Consider the following 15923-nt stretch of genomic DNA (forward strand, 5'->3'; position numbering starts at 1 on the left):
TCCTCTTTTCCGTGGGGTAATCAAGGGGTCAGAGACAATTCGTCGCCTAGAAGCACAGGGCTTTAGTTGATAGCTGTGCGCAACCCGTACAAACCCAGGGAAAATCATGAGCGCGAACTCACAAAACCCCGCCGTTACCGCAGGAGATATCCTTGCACAAAAGGGCAAAACGCCAATTGTCAGCCTGACAGCCTATACCACGCCGATGGCACAGATGATGGATCAACATTGCGATTTTATTTTGGTCGGCGACAGCGTTGGCATGGTGCTGCATGGCCTTCCATCAACGCTGGGGGTCACGATGGAGATGATGATTCTTCACGGCGCGGCGGTGGCGCGGGGGCTGTCGCATGCGATGCTGGTGATTGACATGCCGTTTGGGTCATATGAAGAAAGCCCCGCGCAGGCCTTTCGCAATGCTGCCCGACTGATGCGCGAAGCCGGGGCGGCTGCGGTCAAGCTGGAGGGCGGTGTCGAGATGGCCGCGACCATCCGCTTTCTGGTAGAGCGGGGCATTCCGGTCATGGCGCATCTGGGGCTGACGCCACAATCAATCAACACCCTTGGCGGGTATAAGGTGCAGGGGCGCGATGCCGCCGGCGCTGCGGTGATGGCGGGTGCCCAGGCGGTGGCCGAGGCCGGTGCCTTTGCCGTGGTGCTGGAAAAAGTGCCGCAAACACTGGCGGATGAGATTACCGCCGCCGTTGCGATCCCCACCATTGGCATTGGCGCTTCGGCCGGCTGTGATGGCCAGATCCTGGTGGTGGATGATATGCTGGGGCTGTTTACTGCCTTCAAACCAAAATTTGTAAAGCGCTACGGCAACCTGGGCGTTGATGCCGAGGCCGCGATTGCCGCCTATGCCGCCGATGTCCGCGCGCGCAGCTTTCCTGCCGCCGAACATGTTTTTGCCGATCAAGCAGGCTCCAAAGGGTGAATATTTCCATGACTGTTCCGATTATTCGCCGCCTCGCCACGCTGAGCGCCAAACAGGGTGACTGGACCCGTGCGGGTGAGAAGGTCGGGGTCGTCCCCACCATGGGGGCTCTGCACGCGGGGCATCTGTCGCTGGTCGAGGCCGCCAAATCCGCCTGTGACCGGGTTGTCGTGACGATCTTTGTCAATCCAAAACAGTTCAACAATCCCGAGGATCTGGCCAATTATCCGCGTACCGAACATGAGGATGCCATCAAACTGGCCCCCTATGGTGTCGATGCGATCTATGTACCGGACCCGGACCAGATCTACCCAGATGGCTTTGCCTCTAATGTTACTGTGACCGGGGTGGCGGATCAGATGGAGGGGGCCTGTCGCCCCGGTCATTTTGACGGGGTTGCGACGGTGGTGGCCAAGCTGTTCTTGCAAACCGGGGCGCATCAGGCGTTTTTTGGCGAAAAAGACTATCAGCAGCTTCTGGTGGTGCGGCGCATGGCGCGGGATCTGGATATCCCGATAGAGGTGGTGGGCTGTCCAACAGTGCGCGAGGCTTCTGGCTTGGCGATGTCCTCGCGCAATTTGCGACTCTCAGCGGCTGGCGCGAAACAGGCGGGGAGGATGCATCCTATTCTGACCGATCTGGCGGCAGAGCTGACCGCAGGCGGATCCTTTGCGCAGCTGGGCAAGCAGGCCGAGGCTGATATCCTTGCCGCCGGGTTTGACGAGGTGGAGTATCTCTCGCTCTGCTCGGCAGTGGATCTGAGCGCGCTGGAGACCGCGGGTGACCCGGATCACCCTGCGCGCCTGTTTGTGGCAGCCTGGCTGGAAGGCGTGCGGCTGATCGACAATGTCGCGGTGTAGCCGATTTGTGAACTAATTCTTTAGTAAGTGCTGGCAGCGGTAACATCTTGCCGTTAAAGTCCCGCCCTGAGGAGATCCATCAAGGGGCGGGACATGAGTTACATTCTGGCAATCGACCAGGGCACCACGTCAACACGAGCGGTATTGTTTGATGCGGAAATGCAGGCCGTTGGCACGGCGCAGCAGGAATTTCCGCAGTATTTTCCCAAGGCGGGCTGGGTAGAGCACGATCTGGAAGAGATCTGGCAAAGTACGGTTGCCACCTGCCGCCAGGTGCTGGCCGACTGTGGTATCAGTGCCTCTGATCTGGCGGGCATTGGCATTACCAACCAGCGCGAAACCACGGCAGTTTGGCACAGGGACAGCGGCAAACCGGTGCATAGGGCGATCGTCTGGCAGGACCGGCGTACCACCGAATTCTGCGAGAGCCTGCGCGCGGCGGGCCATGAAGATCTGATCCGCCAGCAGACGGGGCTGCTGCTGGATCCCTATTTTTCAGGGAGCAAGGTCCGCTGGATCCTGGATCAGCTGCCGGATGCGCGGGCGCAGGCGGAACGCGGTGCGCTGCTCTTTGGCACCATCGACAGCTTTCTGATCTGGCGGTTGACCGGCGGCAAAGCGCATGTGACCGATGCCACCAATGCCTCGCGCACCATGCTGTATGATATTCACACTGGCAACTGGAGCAGCGAAATCTGCGCCTTGATGCAGGTGCCAATGGCGATGCTGCCCGTGGTCAAGGATTGTGCCGCTGATTTTGGGGTTGTCCAGGCCGATATTCTGGGTGCAGAGGTGCCTATTCTGGGCGTCGCGGGCGATCAGCAGGCGGCAACCATCGGCCAGGCTTGCTTTCAGCCGGGGATGATGAAATCGACCTATGGTACGGGATGTTTTGCCCTGCTGAACACAGGCGCGACGCCGGTGGCCTCTCGCAATCGCATGCTAACCACCGTTGCCTATCAGCTGGACGGGCAGCCCACCTATGCGCTGGAAGGGTCGATCTTTATTGCCGGTGCTGCGGTGCAGTGGCTGCGCGATGGGCTGGGTATTATCGATGATGCGGCGCAGACGGGGGCGTTGGCTGAACAGGCAGACCCGGAACAGGATGTTCTTTTGGTGCCCGCCTTTACCGGGCTGGGCGCGCCCTATTGGCAACCCGAGTGCCGGGGGGGCATCTTTGGGCTGACCCGTAGCTCTGGCCCGGCAGAGATCGCCCGTGCGGCGCTGCAAAGCGTTGCCTATCAGACCCGCGACCTGTGGGAGGCGATGCGGGCCGATTGGCCGGAAGAGGCGCAGGTGACCCTGCGGGTTGATGGCGGCATGAGCGCAAGCGACTGGACTATGCAGAGCCTCTCGGATTTGTTGGGCGCGGCAGTGGATCGTCCCAGGATGCAGGAGACCACGGCGCTGGGGGCAGGGTGGCTGGCTGGGATGCGAGCTGGGCTTTACCCGGACCAGGCTGGCTTTGCCGCAACCTGGGCGCTGGATCGCAAATTCACCCCGCAACTGGACCCGGCGCGTCGCGATGCCGCCTATGCCCGCTGGCAGCGCGCGGTGCAGGCCGTGATTGGCATCTAAAGATCTGCGCCCGCCCTGGCAGGCCTGCGCAATCCTGGTGAAGTCGACCGTGGTGCGGTTGACTGGTTGACTGCGTGCAGCCGGATACCCAGCGGCAGGGGGGGGGGCTCCCGCGCCCGCAGGTCATCGGCTGGCGCCGAAAGACCTTGGCGACCTTGGGCCCAGCGCCGCGCTGACGCGCGGCGCGGTTGCCTTTGGATCAAAGGGGGTGGGGAGGCCCACGCCGGGCTTCTGCCCGGCGCCCGGCCCAACGGGAAGAGGGCCACTTGGGCCTGATGACGGGCGGGAGCCCGCCCGTGTGCAGCGGTCTCAACTCTGCCTGTGCTGCCCTGTGCTGTCCCTGTGTGGCCCCCCGTGTTTCTAACGTGCCATCCGTGCGCCGGGTGCTATGGTGGCAGGGCGGGCGTTCAGGTCGTCGATCGAAAAGCCGGAGATGGATTTATAGCGTGCCGCATGGGCGGCCAGGTCGGCCCGGGGGATTACCTCGTCAATGGTGGTGAAATCACCGCCGCAGAGGTCTTCGATCTGTTGCAACACCGCATCCGGCCCCTTGCCTGCCCGGTTTGTCTGGCCGATGCCCGTTGCCAGCGGCCGTACCTCTGCCTCATAGGCGGCGAGGGCTGCCTGGGTGACGCCCTGCGCCAGCAGTTTCGCCCCGATCACCCGCGCATCCAAGATCGCCTGGCTGGCGCCGTTGGATCCCACCGGATAGGTCGGGTGGGCGGCATCACCCATTAAAGAGACCGCGCCAAAGCTCCACTGTGGCAGCGGGTCGCGGTCTACCATGGGGTATTCATACACCACCTCTGCGCCACGGATCAGTCCTGGCACATCAATCCAGTCGAACTGCCAATCTGCAAAATCTGAAATGAAATCATTGATATCTGCGGCGCGGTTCCAGTCTTCCTTTTTCCAGGGGCTGGCGGGGTCAAAGCTCTTTTCGGCAATCCAGTTCAGCGTCACCTGTCCCGTGGCATCGGGGCGCGAGATCGGATAGGCCACCAGGCGTAGGCTGTCGTGGCCGATCATTACCATGGCGGCCTCGCCCTTCCAGGGTTGGCCCTGGGTGGTGGCGCGCCACAGGATGCGCCCGTTCCAGATAGGCGCGCCTTCCTCTGGATACATCTGGGCGCGCAGCGCCGAATGAATGCCATCCGCAGCCACCAGCAGGCTGCCGTGTTTACGGCTGCCATCGGCAAGCAGCAGCTCCGCACCGGTGTCACTGTGTTCAAAGCCACAGGCCCGCGCCCCAGTGGTAATGCAGCCTTCCCCGGCGCGGGCGATCAGCGCCCGGTAGAGCATCATCTGCAATTCACCGCGATGCACCGAATATTGTGGCCAGGCATAGCCCGCCTGCATTCCGCGCGGCTCTTCCCAGATGGTTTTGCCCAGCTTGGAATAGAATCCCAGCTGCTGAGTGCGAATGCCGATGCTGTCCAGCTCTGTCTCTAGCCCGAGATCAAAGAGTTCCCGCACGGCATTAGGCTGCAGGTTGATGCCAACCCCAAGCGGGCGCAGTTGCGCTGTCGATTCGTAGATGTGAAAGGGCACACCAATCTGATGCAGCGTCAGGCCCAAGCTTAGCCCGGCAATGCCACCACCTGCGATGAGAATGGACATAGTAAGTATACCTCCTATTATTTGACGGCACACAACCACATGGCTCGCCCGCATGGCAAGGAAAAAGTGCTGGAGGCGGCGCGAGAGGTGTTGTGTCGGCGGGCCGACCTGGGATTTGGCGGGATCAGTCTTTGGAGGCGATGATCAGATCAGGGCCAAAGATGATGTCTGCATATTGACGGAGATAGATCTTGAGCCAGGGGGTGAAGCGCTCTGGATGGCGCTGCACCTCTGCCAAGAGATCGTGATAATCCATCCAGCAGGTTTCCATCACTTCCGCCGGGTTGGCCTTGGGTTCGAGCGGGCGATGGGCATGGGCCAGGAAGACATCCACGACTTCGTGTTCGATCAGACCATGGCCCACATCGGCGCGATATTCCAGCTGATGGCGGAATTCAGGATATAGTCCGCTGATGCCCAGCTCCTCCTGCATGCGCCGCACCGCACAGGCCGAGGAGGCCTCTTCCCACATCGGGTGGGTGCAGCAGGTATTCGCCCAGAGCCCCGGCGTGTGATATTTGCCCAAGGCCCGGCGCTGCATCAGAATTTTGACGCCTTTGACCACAAAGACCGACACGGCCTTGTGTTTCAGCCCCTGTTCATGCGCCGAGAGCTTTTCTACTGGTGTCAGTTCGCCGTTAACCCAGGCCGGGATCATATGGGGCATTCAGGGTCCAGGATGAGTGCCTTCAAGGCCAAGCTCACACTGGCTAGCGCGGCGCGCGGCGCAAAGCAACTGTACGAAAGGCCGCGCCCCTGGGGACACGGCCTTTGGTGCTCAAATTTCGAGCAGATTTATCGGCTGACGCAGGGTCAGCCGAGGTGCGCCTTATTCCGAGGCCGCTTCCTCGGCTGTATCTTCTGGCGCGGGGCCATATTGGGCCAGAAAGGCATAGAGATCCTCGGCACCCTTCTTCAGTTTGAAGGTCATTTTCGACTTTGCCTTGCTGTCGTCCAGATGGGTCTGCAGAAAACCGCGGGGATCAGCGGTAAAGCCGGTGAAGTTTTCCAGATCCCAGACTAGACCAGCGGCACCAGCGGCGGCCAGGTCATCGCTGTATTTGAAGTCTTCATAGGTGCCGGCGGTGCGACCGACGACGCCCCACAGGTTGGGGCCAGTGCGGCCACCCTTGATGATATTTTCGCCGCTATCCGATACAATGGTGTGGCAAGATTTGCAGCGGTTGAAAACTTTCTCACCCTTGGCAGGATTACCTTCGGCAAAGGCGGTGGCTGTGAATGCTGGGGCGGCCAGCAGACCAAGAAGAGTGGCTGTCAGGACGTGTTTCATTTGCTTGCTCCAATTATTGAGTTGGCGAGAGTATACGGCGATGCATTGGTCAGATGGTCAACAGGTGACTTTGCCGCATGAAGTGGATCCGCCCGGCAGGTCGCGTCATGGGCTGGCGCTCCAGCAGGGCAGAAGGTCGTTTTCCTGAGGAGTGGCGCAATAGACGGCACGGGCGATGGCACGGCTCAGGCAGAGCGAAGCCGCATGGCCGATCTGGCCCAATTCTGTGTCGATATCATCCAGAACGCGCCCGCCGGTGCTGGCAGCAAAGATCAGATCTCCGTCGCCAGGGGCATGGGCGGGAACGGTGGCGCGGCCAATACCATCGTGGGCGGCGGTGGCCATTCGCTGACACTGGGCCTTGCTCAGGGCGGCATCGGTCGCAACGATGGCAATGGTTGTGTTGCCGCGCTCGCTGGGCAGGCTGTCTGTCGCGGCCAGGACGTGCATGGCCTGCATCTTGCGACTGTCGAGCCTGCGCCCCAGCCCACTGGCGCTATCCGGGCCGAGGCCGCCGAATTCATCGCCCACCTCAAAGGGGGCGGCCCAGAAATGCCGGTCTCCTGGGGTGGTGACGCTGCCCATCGGATTGGCGGCGACAAGGGCACCAACGGTGACGCCATTGTCCAGCACAAAAGAGGCAGACCCAAGCCCGCCCTTCACCATGGCGGTCAGCGCCCCCATGCCAGCCCCGTGGCTGCCAAGGGCAAAATCGGTTGCGGCCGCCTCAAAGGCGGCGCGGCCCAGGGCGCGGTAGGGATTGTCCTGCCAGCCTTTATCGCCGCCATTCAGCAGATCAAACAGGATAGCGCCGGGCACCAGCGGGATGATGGCGGGGCCCAGTGCAAAGCCCCTGCCAGCGGCCCGCAGCCCATCCACCACGCCGGAACAGGCATCCAGCCCATAGGCCGACCCGCCAGAGAGCACTAGCGCGTCGATCTTGGCGACTGATTTATCCGGTGCCAAGAGATCGGTTTCGCGGCTGCCAGGCGCGCCGCCCATAACGTGGACCGAGGCGGTCAGCGGTTCTGGGCTCAGCAGTACGGTGGTGCCGGATTTCACCACCGGATCATCGGCATTTCCGACCAACAGGCCGGGGACATCCGTGATGAGGTTCTTGGGACCTGGGATCATTTGGGCGGGTTCCTGTTCCAAAGCCAAAAGCGGGCCGAGAGGCCCTGCTCTATAGATGTCATCTGCCCGATCTTGATCTGTCTCAAAGGCACAGCAGGGTGCGGTCAAGACCGGGCAGGGTAGACGGGGTGGGGGCGCCTAGATGCAGCGGCCGCCGTCGACTTCCATGGCGACGCCTGTGACCATGCTGGCCTCATCCGAGCAGAGATAGCAGGCGGCATTGCCCATGTCCTCGGGGGTGGAAAACCGCCCGATTGGAATCGAGGAGATGAACTTGGCGCGCACCTCTGGCGTGTCTTCGCCCATGAAGGATTTCAGCAGCGGCGTTTCCCCGGCGACCGGGTTGATCGCATTGACCCGGATGCCCTGCGGTGCCAGTTCGACGGCCATGGTTTTGGTCGCGGTGATCATCCAGCCCTTGGAGGCATTGTACCAGTTGAGATTGGGACGCGGCGAGACCCCGGCGGTTGAGGCCACATTGAGAATGGCGCCGCTGGCGCGGGACTTCATGTGGGGCACCAGGGCGCGGGCGGTCAGGTAGACCGATTTCATGTTCACATTGAACACCCGGTCAAAATCGTCTTCGCTGACCTCATCCAGGGGGGTCGGCAGATGGGTGACGCCGGCATTATTGACCAGGATATCAACCTGGCCAAAATGGGCGATCGCGGCCTCGGCCATGGCGTTGACCGAAGCGGCATTCGCCACATCAACCTGCTGGGCCATTGCTGCATCGCCGCGCTCTGCGGCCATGGCCTGGGCGGCTTCGGCATTGATATCTGCGATCATCACCCGCGCTCCCTCGGCTAGAAATTTATCAACGATACCAAGACCAAAACCAGACGCGCCGCCTGTTACAATTGCGCATTTTCCAGCAAGCCGCATGACGTTCTCTCCTCCAAAATAATTTGGGCTCAACATGGCGAAGGCGGCAGCCGGGTGCAATCGCTAGGATCACTCTGGAGTGATTTTTCCCCGGTTTGATTTGATCGCACTGCGCTGCTTTTTGCTTTCCAGCCGTCGCTTGACAGATCCGCGCGTGGGTTTGGTCGCTATACGACGTTTTGGTGCTACCAGGGCCTGGCGAATCAGCGCCACTAGGCGGTCGCGCACCAGCTCCCGGTTGCGTTGCTGCGAGCGGGTTTCGTCGCATTGCAACAGGATGGCGCCTTCCTTGGTCCAGCGGCGTCCGGCAAGCCGTTTGAGGCGGGATTTCACTGCCGGGGTCAGCGCCGGACAACGGGCCGCCTCGAAGCGCAGTTCAACCGCGGTGGCCACCTTGTTCACATTCTGCCCGCCCGGCCCCGAGGCGCGCATGAAGCTCTCGCTGAGCTCCCAGTCCTGCAATGTGATGTTATCTGTGATTTCGAGCATGTGGCAGGATCTAGCGCGACTGAGCCAAATGGAAAAGGCCGCACCCAACCGGGGCGCGGCCTTTTGTCGGAACTGTTGTATTGCGGCGTGGTGCTGCCCTTAGCGGGCGGGCGTGGCTGTCAGCCGGATCACCAGGAAGCGGAAGGGGATCAGCGCCAGCAGCGCCAGGCCCAGCTTGACCAGCCAGTCAGCCAAGGCCAGCGATACCCAAAGCGGCACCAGGGGGCCAAGACCCAGCAACGGCAGCATCTCTTGCGCCCAGGAGGTGTCATTGGCGGGTTCAATCCAGGCCAGTGCACCGGAAAAGGCTATGGTGAAGAACAGCGCGGTATCCACCACAGAGCCAATCAGGGTCGAGACCAGCGGCGCGCGCCACCATTTGCCGTCGCGCAGGGCGGCAAAAATCGAGACATCCAGCAGCTGCGCGGTGAGGAAGGCCAGGCCAGACCCAAGTGCGATGCGCAGGGTGACCAGGGGGCCAAATTCACCAATGATCTGGGTGCCGATGAGCGAACAGGCCACCCCGGTGACAAAGCCGACCAGCACCACGCGGCGCGCAGCAGAGCTGCCATAGACGCGGTTCATCACATCGGTGATCAAAAAGGCAATGGGATAGGTGAAGGCCCCCCAGGTCAGCCACTGACCAAAGAGAAACTGCACCAAGATATTAGAGGCCACAACAGTGGCCGCCATGGCTAGAATGCCAGGAAGATGAGAACGATTCATTTTTCAGTTCCGTTTTTTATACAAGGTCGCGGCGACTTGTTCCGCAGGATCTGCGAAAGACGCGCCCACCTATCGCTGCGCAGACCATTTGGCAAGCCTTTTGCCCCTGTGTGGCAGATGATGGCGTAACGGCAGCTGTGACAGCAGCCAGAACACAGGTGGGGCTCCCGCCCGGATCAGCACAGTTAAAGACTGTGCCTCTCCCGTTGGGCCGGGCACCGTGCAGAGCGCGGTGCGGCAGTGCATGGTGGCGGGCGGACAAAAGGGCGAAGCGGCGGTACCGAGTGGATAGGCCCTATTCAGGCAGGAAAAACTCTACCAGTTCGGTGCGTTGCAGGCTGCGGAAGTTGTCATCCGAAATCATGGTGGCCCGCAGGCGGTTTGCAGCGTCGCGCCAGACCGAGAGCCCTTCGAGATTGTCATAGGCACCGATCGCGCTTTGGAACAGGGTGACCTCGTTTTGCGGCCCCTGGGCGGTGATGTCCCAGCGACGCAGCCGACTGCGAAAGCCAATAAGCATAAAGCTGCGTTCAAGCAGGTAAAACCGGCCATCTGGGCCAAAATCCGCCCCCACAGGGAGAAAGCCGCCCCGGTGCGGCAGCGTAAAAGGCTGGCTCCAACGCTGGCCATTCCAGCGCCAGACCGGGAAATCACCCGCAGCATTCGGGGCATTTTCCGGCAGGGTGTACAGCCGCCCCTTTGCATCAACCGCCAGGGCCTCTAGCGCTTTGTTCAGGGGTATCGCGTCAAAGGCATCGGGGCGCGGCAGCACTTGAGCGCGGGCGCTGTCGGCCTGGTGATAGGCCACCCGTGGCACCCCCTCGAAAGAGATGTAGAGCGTGCCATCGGCGGCAATCGCCAGGCCTTCGCTGTCCATGACGCGGCCAAGCAGGCTGCGCCCGGTCGAGGTGCGCAACTGCTGGGAATTGCGTAGCTGAACCTTGGCAATCGTGTCCCTGTCGCGCTGGATATCGGCGCGGACCAACCGGGCACGATCACTGAGCACCGTCATCGCGCTGCCATCTGCCGAAACTTCGATCCCGGAAAATCCGCCAAACCAGCTTTTGCTTTCCTGCCAGATGTAGCGCCCGGCGAATTGGGCGGTCTCATGGCGCGGGCGGGGACGGTTTGCGGCATAGGCCGCAACCGCCGCCAGACCGCTGACCAGCAGCAGGCAGGTAAACAGGCTGCGGCGTGATCTAGCGGCCATACGGAGTTTGCCGAGGGTCAAAGCGTATTGGTCCGTTTTGCATGGGCCGAGGCTACCGAGGCCCGGTTTGCACCCATCCAGTTTGCACGCACCCATTTCGCATGGGTGCGCCTGCGGGCTCTCGGGAATTCAGCTTTTAGTCTGATTGCAGAACTGCCGCGCATTGTCTGGGTAAATCCGATAGGGTGTAGTCGCGCCGAGGCTTAGGCGCTGGGGCGTTGGGGTCAACCGGTTTGGGTGGTGGCGGGTTCAAAATGTCATTGACCCAGCTCTGCGCGGCCTCACAGCCGTCGCCACGTGGCGGGCGATCCTGATCGACGCAGCCGCGTGCGCCCCTTGGACAGGCAAGCCGGACATGAAAATGATAGTGATGTCCCCACCAGGGGCGAATTTTGCGCAGCCAGCGCCGGTCACCCTTGGCATCCTTGCACATCTGCACCTTGGCACCGGGGAAGACAAAAATCCGCGCCACCCGCTTGTCCTGGGCGGCGGCCTTGATGATGTCGTGGTGGGCGCGGGTCCAGTCGGAATTCACATAGGCCCCGTTGTTGCGACGCATGGAAATGGAAGAGAGTTTTTCGCGCTGCGAGCGGTTATAAGTCAGCCGATCCGCCGGGCGCATCCAGATATCAATATCCAGCCCAACCTGATGGCTGCGATGCCCAGAGGTCATCGGACCACCACGGGGCTGGCTGATATCGCCGATATACAGGCCGTTCCAGCCCGGCTGTCTGGCGGCAAACCGGCTCAGCTTTTCTATGAAATCAATGGTTTCGGGATGGCCCCAGTTGCGGTTTCGGCTCAGCCGCATGGCCTGCCAGGTGGGGCCGGTTTCCGGCAGTTGCACGGCACCAGCAACGCAGCCCTTGGCGTAGGACCCATGCGGCGCCGCTGCCTGGCGAGAGCCACTATCCTTGGCACCAAACAGCTGCTTGGCTGGGGTGGCGGCGCTGGCCGGTACTGCCAGCGCAAACACAATACAAATACTCGCTACCAGTTGTTTCAAACCTGATCTCCTTTTGCCTCGACCCGGTGCAATAGGATCAATCCAAGGATGAACAGAAAGACCACCGGGGTAATGCCCAATCGTGCGCTACCTGTCAGGGTTGTGGCAACCCCAATCAGGAGCGGCGCCAAAAAGGCGGTGGCACGACCGGACAAACCGTATAGCCCAAAGCTCTCTGTTGCCTTGGCAGGATTGGTATGGCGCACCATTAGGCTGCGGCTGGCGGCCTGCAAGATTCCGCCGAAGCCGCCAATCAACATGCCGCAGCCAAAGAAAATCGCATCCGGCAGGCTGGAACCAGGAGCAAGAGGCAGGCCAAACAGCGTCTCGCGCGACATGTTGACCACGGTGATGCAGACCAGGGTCAGCACCAGGATCGACCCCACGATGACCGGCTTGGGGCCAAGCCGCTTGTCAGCAAAACCGCCGATCCAGCTGAACAGGGCCGCCGCAATAGCCGAGATTACGCCAAAAACTCCGATCAGCGTGATTTCCCAGCCCAGTACCAAGGCGGCATAGACCCCACCAAAACTATACAGTCCGTTCAGCGCGTCCCGGTACAGCATCGAAGAGCCCAGATACCGCATCAGGCTGGGCCGCTGGCGCAGCGCCTTGACCGAGGTGACCACCAGCCCGATGGCCTGACGCAGGGTGCCACGCTCGCCCGTACGGGCATCATCCTTGACCCAGAGAAAGTAGGGAACCATGAAGACGATGAACCACAGCGCAGTGAAGGGCCCTACTGCGCGGGTGCCCTCGCGACTTTCGGCGTCCAGTCCCAGAATGGGATCCAGCCCGATCAGGGTCTTGCCTGTGCCCTGTTCCACAAACAGCAGCAGCATGATGAACAATGCAAGCACTCCGCCCAGATAGCCAAAGGCAAAACCTGACCCAGAGATGGCCCCGACGTCGTCTTTATCACCAAGGCTGGGCAGTTGCGAATTGGCAAAGATCAGGGCGAATTCAGCGCCGATAAAGCCCAGGCCAAAGCAGATCAGCATTGTCCAAAGATTGGCACCGCCCGGATCCATGAACCAGATCGCCCCGGCACCGACCACATACATCAGCGAAAACCCCAAGAGCCAGGGTCGCTTGCGTCCGGAAATGTCGGCCATTGCGCCAATGAAAGGCGCGCCAAAACCGATGAGCAATCCGGTAATGGTCAGCCCGCGCGACCACATGGTCTGGGCCTGGGCGTTGGCGGCTTCGACGTCCAGGCCTTCCCCCATGTAGTAATTCGCAGCGACAGCGGCAAAGAAAGGGCCAAAGACAAAGGTCACCAGCAGCGTGTGATAGGGCTGGCTGGCCCAGTCAAAGAACCACCAGCCCCAAATGCGCTTGCGCGCTGAAATAATGCTCATTCTGTCCCCACCTGTTTTTCTGTGGCGATAAGACAGGGGCGGGCGCTGCTAGGCAAGCCCATCTTGTATCGGCGGCCAGGGGCGTTGCGCGTCCGCCGCGCGCCAGGCATCAATCCAGTTGCGCGTCTCTCTATATTGGGATGTGCCCCTGTTGCCACCGTTTAACCAATGGTCAACTGCAACCTCGCGGAAGCCTTGCACATGGGGGCGGGGCTGCTTACCTAGGGGCCTGATATTCGAAAGAGGTGAACGATGCTCTCGCTGTTCCAAATTTTGCTGCTGGTTCTGGACATTGTCTGGTTCTTTATTATTGCCCATGTGATCATGAGCTGGCTGATCAATTTCCAGGTGCTGAACCTGCAACAGCAGCTGGTAGGGCAGATCTGGTACATGCTGCAGCGCATCCTTGAACCGCTTTATGCCCCGGTGCGCCGCATCATGCCCAATATGAGCGGTATTGATCTGGCACCTCTGGTGGTACTGATCGCGGTCTATGCGCTGCGCATCATCATCCAGAACAACATGATGGCTTTCTACTAGGCGCGATCAAACCGCCGCTGAATGCAATTTCAGCGGGCTAAGCTGAGTAAATGTGCAGGGGTGAAGCGTAAAGCTTTGCCCCTTTCGCTTGCCGCCCGAATCGACCTGTGGGATTGTAGCGCTCAAATCAGAGCAGCAGCACCCAACGAGGTCCCACTCCATGACAACCGCGCCAGCGATCACCGAGACGGAGACCCGCGAGAGTGAAATGCCCGTCGCCCCGCCGCTTTTGCGCGAGATTTTTGGCTTTGACGCCTTCCGCCCCGGACAGGAAGAAATCGTCGATGCGGTGACGCGGGGCGAAAACGTGCTGGCAATCATGCCCACGGGGGGCGGTAAATCGCTCTGCTTTCAGCTGCCGGCGCTGCAACGGGCCGGCGTCACCGTGGTGATTTCGCCACTGATTGCCCTGATGCGCGATCAGGTGCGGGCGCTGCAGGCGGTTGGAGTCAATGCCGGTGCGTTGACCTCTGGCAATACCGAGGAAGAGACCGAAGCTGTCTGGCAAGCCATCGAGGCGGAAGAGCTTAAGCTGTTGTACATGGCACCTGAACGGTTGGCCTCGGGGTCTACCTTGAACATGTTGCAGCGCATTAATGTCAGCCTGATCGCGGTGGACGAGGCCCATTGCGTCAGCCAGTGGGGCCATGATTTCCGCCCCGATTATCTGCGCATCGGGGAATTGCGTCAGGCGCTGGATGTGCCCCTGGCCGCCTTTACCGCCACCGCAGATTCAGAAACCCGCGAAGAAATCGTGCGCAAGCTGTTTGACGGCCATCCCCCGCGCAGCTTCCTGCGTGGCTTTGACCGGCCCAATATCCATCTGGCCTTTGCCGCCAAGGATGGGCCTCGCCGGCAAATCCTTGACTTTGCGGCGGCGCGCAAGGGGCAGTCGGGCATTGTCTATTGCGGCACCCGCGCCAAGACCGAAGACCTGGCCCGCGCCCTGCGCGATGCCGGTCACGCCGCCTGCCACTATCACGGCGGCATGGAGGCCGGGGATCGCCGCGATGTGGAAACACGGTTCGCCCGCGAAGATGGGCTGATCGTGGTGGCCACCGTGGCCTTTGGCATGGGGATCGACAAACCCGATATCCGCTGGGTGGCCCATGCTGATCTGCCCAAAAGCATCGAATCTTACTATCAGGAAATTGGCCGCGCGGGCCGCGATGGGGCGCCCGCCGAAACGCTGACGCTGTTTGGATCGGATGACATCCGCCTGCGCCGCAGCCAGATCGACGAAGGGCTTGCCCCAGCAGAACGTCGCGCTGCGGATCATGGCCGCCTGAATGCGCTGCTGGGGCTGGCCGAGGCCCTGACCTGTCGCCGTCAGAGCCTGCTGAAGTATTTTGAAGAAGCGTCAGAGCCCTGCGGAAATTGTGACCTCTGCGACCGGCCTGTGGATGTGTTCGATGGCACCATTGCTGTGCGCAAGGCCTTGTCGGCGATTCTGCGCACCAATGAAACCTATGGTGCGGGCCATCTGATCGACATCCTGTTTGGTACCCAGACCGATCGGGTGCGGGAAAAGGGGCATGACGATTTGTCGGTCTTTGGCTGCGGCAAGGAATACAGCAAACGCCAGTGGCAGGCGGTGTTCCGGCAGATGATGGGCCATGATCTGGTGCGCCCGGATCCCGAACGCCACGGCGGGCTGCGTATGACCGAAGCCGCATTGCCAGTGCTGAAGGGCGAGGCGCAGATCTCGCTGCGCAAGGATACCATCGCCTCGGCCGACCGCCGCCCGGCGGTCAAGGCGCTGGTCTCGGAAGAGGATGCGCCGCTTCTGTCGGCCCTGAAGGCCAAACGCCGCGCCCTGGCCGAGGCGCAGAAGGTGCCCGCCTATGTGGTGTTCAACGACAAGACCCTGATTGAAATGGCCGAAACCCGCCCTGAAACCCTGGATCAGATGGCCCGGATTGGTGGGGTGGGGGCCAAGAAGCTAGAGCGCTACGGGGCAGAGTTTCTGGAAGTCATCACCGGCGCGGTGGAGCAGCTGCACCCCGCAAGGCGCAAGCTGGCCATGCGGGCGGGGGCCGGCAGCACCTATGATGCGCTGATGGCGGTGCAGGCACAGCTGACCCGTGGTGCCTGCGGCACCCTCAAACCGCTGAGCTGCCCGGCGCAGCTGCTGGCCAAGGTGGCGCAGATGCGCGCGACGGATGAACACGGCATCTCAATCCTGCTTGGGGAACGCCGGGCAGAGAGATTCTTACCCGCCTTTCTGGACGTTCTGCGCCAGACTGACTAAGTCTGATCACGGAAACAAAGCGGCAACAAAGGAGC

General features: G+C 61.4%; 15 protein-coding genes. 5 read left to right on the forward strand and 10 right to left on the reverse strand.

Annotation, left to right across the window (positions count from 1 at the left end):
* Window positions 1–106 precede the first annotated feature (106 nt).
* The 3 genes from panB (at window position 107) to glpK (ending at window position 3375) form a co-directional block, all read left to right on the forward strand.
* Window positions 107–937, forward strand: a complete 831-nt coding sequence (gene panB / locus LRK71_RS05980; protein WP_232401819.1) for a 3-methyl-2-oxobutanoate hydroxymethyltransferase — start codon at window positions 107–109, stop codon at window positions 935–937.
* Between the two features lie 8 nt (window positions 938–945).
* Complete coding sequence (gene panC, locus LRK71_RS05985; RefSeq protein WP_232401821.1) at window positions 946–1797, forward strand: pantoate--beta-alanine ligase; 852 nt, start codon at window positions 946–948, stop codon at window positions 1795–1797.
* Between the two features lie 93 nt (window positions 1798–1890).
* Window positions 1891–3375 (forward strand): glycerol kinase GlpK, encoded by a 1485-nt coding sequence (gene glpK, locus LRK71_RS05990; protein WP_232401823.1) that lies wholly within the window; start codon window positions 1891–1893, stop codon window positions 3373–3375.
* A 360-nt stretch (window positions 3376–3735) separates the two neighbouring features.
* Here the strand turns inward: glpK and LRK71_RS05995 are convergent, their stop codons facing one another.
* The 10 genes from LRK71_RS05995 to LRK71_RS06040 all read right to left on the reverse strand — a co-directional run bounded on the left by LRK71_RS05995 (window position 3736) and on the right by LRK71_RS06040 (window position 13097).
* Window positions 3736–4995 carry a flavin-dependent oxidoreductase gene (locus LRK71_RS05995; protein ID WP_232401825.1) on the reverse strand — a complete coding sequence of 420 codons (1260 nt, stop codon included), beginning with the start codon at window positions 4993–4995 and terminating at the stop codon, window positions 3736–3738.
* Window positions 4996–5119: 124 nt separating this feature from the next.
* On the reverse strand, window positions 5120–5662 hold the full coding sequence (locus LRK71_RS06000; protein ID WP_232401827.1) for an isopentenyl-diphosphate Delta-isomerase: 543 nt from the start codon (window positions 5660–5662) through the stop codon (window positions 5120–5122).
* A 162-nt stretch (window positions 5663–5824) separates the two neighbouring features.
* Complete coding sequence (locus LRK71_RS06005) at window positions 5825–6286, reverse strand: c-type cytochrome (RefSeq protein ID WP_232401829.1); 462 nt, start codon at window positions 6284–6286, stop codon at window positions 5825–5827.
* Window positions 6287–6391: 105 nt separating this feature from the next.
* Window positions 6392–7420 carry a P1 family peptidase gene (locus LRK71_RS06010; protein ID WP_232401831.1) on the reverse strand — a complete coding sequence of 343 codons (1029 nt, stop codon included), beginning with the start codon at window positions 7418–7420 and terminating at the stop codon, window positions 6392–6394.
* Between the two features lie 138 nt (window positions 7421–7558).
* A complete protein-coding gene (locus tag LRK71_RS06015) occupies window positions 7559–8305 on the reverse strand; it encodes an SDR family oxidoreductase (protein WP_232401832.1) in 747 nt (248 codons plus the stop codon).
* A gap of 69 nt (window positions 8306–8374) precedes the next feature.
* On the reverse strand, window positions 8375–8794 hold the full coding sequence (arfB, locus tag LRK71_RS06020) for an alternative ribosome rescue aminoacyl-tRNA hydrolase ArfB (protein WP_232401833.1): 420 nt from the start codon (window positions 8792–8794) through the stop codon (window positions 8375–8377).
* A 99-nt stretch (window positions 8795–8893) separates the two neighbouring features.
* Complete coding sequence (locus tag LRK71_RS06025; protein ID WP_232401836.1) at window positions 8894–9520, reverse strand: queuosine precursor transporter; 627 nt, start codon at window positions 9518–9520, stop codon at window positions 8894–8896.
* A gap of 295 nt (window positions 9521–9815) precedes the next feature.
* Window positions 9816–10730: an esterase-like activity of phytase family protein gene (locus tag LRK71_RS06030; RefSeq protein ID WP_232401838.1), complete on the reverse strand. Its 915-nt coding sequence runs from the start codon at window positions 10728–10730 to the stop codon at window positions 9816–9818.
* 136 nt (window positions 10731–10866) lie between these two features.
* Window positions 10867–11727 carry a penicillin-insensitive murein endopeptidase gene (gene mepA / locus LRK71_RS06035; RefSeq protein ID WP_232401983.1) on the reverse strand — a complete coding sequence of 287 codons (861 nt, stop codon included), beginning with the start codon at window positions 11725–11727 and terminating at the stop codon, window positions 10867–10869.
* A gap of 5 nt (window positions 11728–11732) precedes the next feature.
* Window positions 11733–13097, reverse strand: a complete 1365-nt coding sequence (locus tag LRK71_RS06040) for an MFS transporter (RefSeq protein WP_232401840.1) — start codon at window positions 13095–13097, stop codon at window positions 11733–11735.
* A 252-nt stretch (window positions 13098–13349) separates the two neighbouring features.
* On the opposite strand from LRK71_RS06040, the gene LRK71_RS06045 reads away from it, so the two are divergent.
* Together LRK71_RS06045 and recQ are read left to right on the forward strand one after the other, a co-directional pair.
* A complete protein-coding gene (locus tag LRK71_RS06045) occupies window positions 13350–13637 on the forward strand; it encodes a YggT family protein (RefSeq protein WP_232401842.1) in 288 nt (95 codons plus the stop codon).
* A gap of 160 nt (window positions 13638–13797) precedes the next feature.
* A complete protein-coding gene (recQ, locus tag LRK71_RS06050; RefSeq protein ID WP_408635978.1) occupies window positions 13798–15888 on the forward strand; it encodes a DNA helicase RecQ in 2091 nt (696 codons plus the stop codon).
* Window positions 15889–15923: the final 35 nt, after the last annotated feature.

Origin of the sequence: Pseudophaeobacter flagellatus (assembly GCF_021228235.1) — a bacterium.
GTDB lineage: Bacteria > Pseudomonadota > Alphaproteobacteria > Rhodobacterales > Rhodobacteraceae > Pseudophaeobacter > Pseudophaeobacter flagellatus.

Excerpts from the sequence above, each read along its gene's own strand:
- panB (WP_232401819.1), top strand. The coding sequence starts at position 107 with ATGAGCGCGAACTCACAAAACCCCGCCGTTACCGCAGGAGATATCCTT.
- panC (WP_232401821.1), top strand. The coding sequence starts at position 946 with ATGACTGTTCCGATTATTCGCCGCCTCGCCACGCTGAGCGCCAAACAG.
- glpK (WP_232401823.1), top strand. The coding sequence starts at position 1,891 with ATGAGTTACATTCTGGCAATCGACCAGGGCACCACGTCAACACGAGCG.
- LRK71_RS05995 (WP_232401825.1), bottom strand. The coding sequence starts at position 4,995 with ATGTCCATTCTCATCGCAGGTGGTGGCATTGCCGGGCTAAGCTTGGGC.
- LRK71_RS06000 (WP_232401827.1), bottom strand. The coding sequence starts at position 5,662 with ATGCCCCATATGATCCCGGCCTGGGTTAACGGCGAACTGACACCAGTA.
- LRK71_RS06005 (WP_232401829.1), bottom strand. The coding sequence starts at position 6,286 with ATGAAACACGTCCTGACAGCCACTCTTCTTGGTCTGCTGGCCGCCCCA.
- LRK71_RS06010 (WP_232401831.1), bottom strand. The coding sequence starts at position 7,420 with ATGATCCCAGGTCCCAAGAACCTCATCACGGATGTCCCCGGCCTGTTG.
- LRK71_RS06015 (WP_232401832.1), bottom strand. The coding sequence starts at position 8,305 with ATGCGGCTTGCTGGAAAATGCGCAATTGTAACAGGCGGCGCGTCTGGT.
- arfB (WP_232401833.1), bottom strand. The coding sequence starts at position 8,794 with ATGCTCGAAATCACAGATAACATCACATTGCAGGACTGGGAGCTCAGC.
- LRK71_RS06025 (WP_232401836.1), bottom strand. The coding sequence starts at position 9,520 with ATGAATCGTTCTCATCTTCCTGGCATTCTAGCCATGGCGGCCACTGTT.
- LRK71_RS06030 (WP_232401838.1), bottom strand. The coding sequence starts at position 10,730 with ATGGCCGCTAGATCACGCCGCAGCCTGTTTACCTGCCTGCTGCTGGTC.
- LRK71_RS06040 (WP_232401840.1), bottom strand. The coding sequence starts at position 13,097 with ATGAGCATTATTTCAGCGCGCAAGCGCATTTGGGGCTGGTGGTTCTTT.
- LRK71_RS06045 (WP_232401842.1), top strand. The coding sequence starts at position 13,350 with ATGCTCTCGCTGTTCCAAATTTTGCTGCTGGTTCTGGACATTGTCTGG.
- recQ (WP_408635978.1), top strand. The coding sequence starts at position 13,798 with ATGACAACCGCGCCAGCGATCACCGAGACGGAGACCCGCGAGAGTGAA.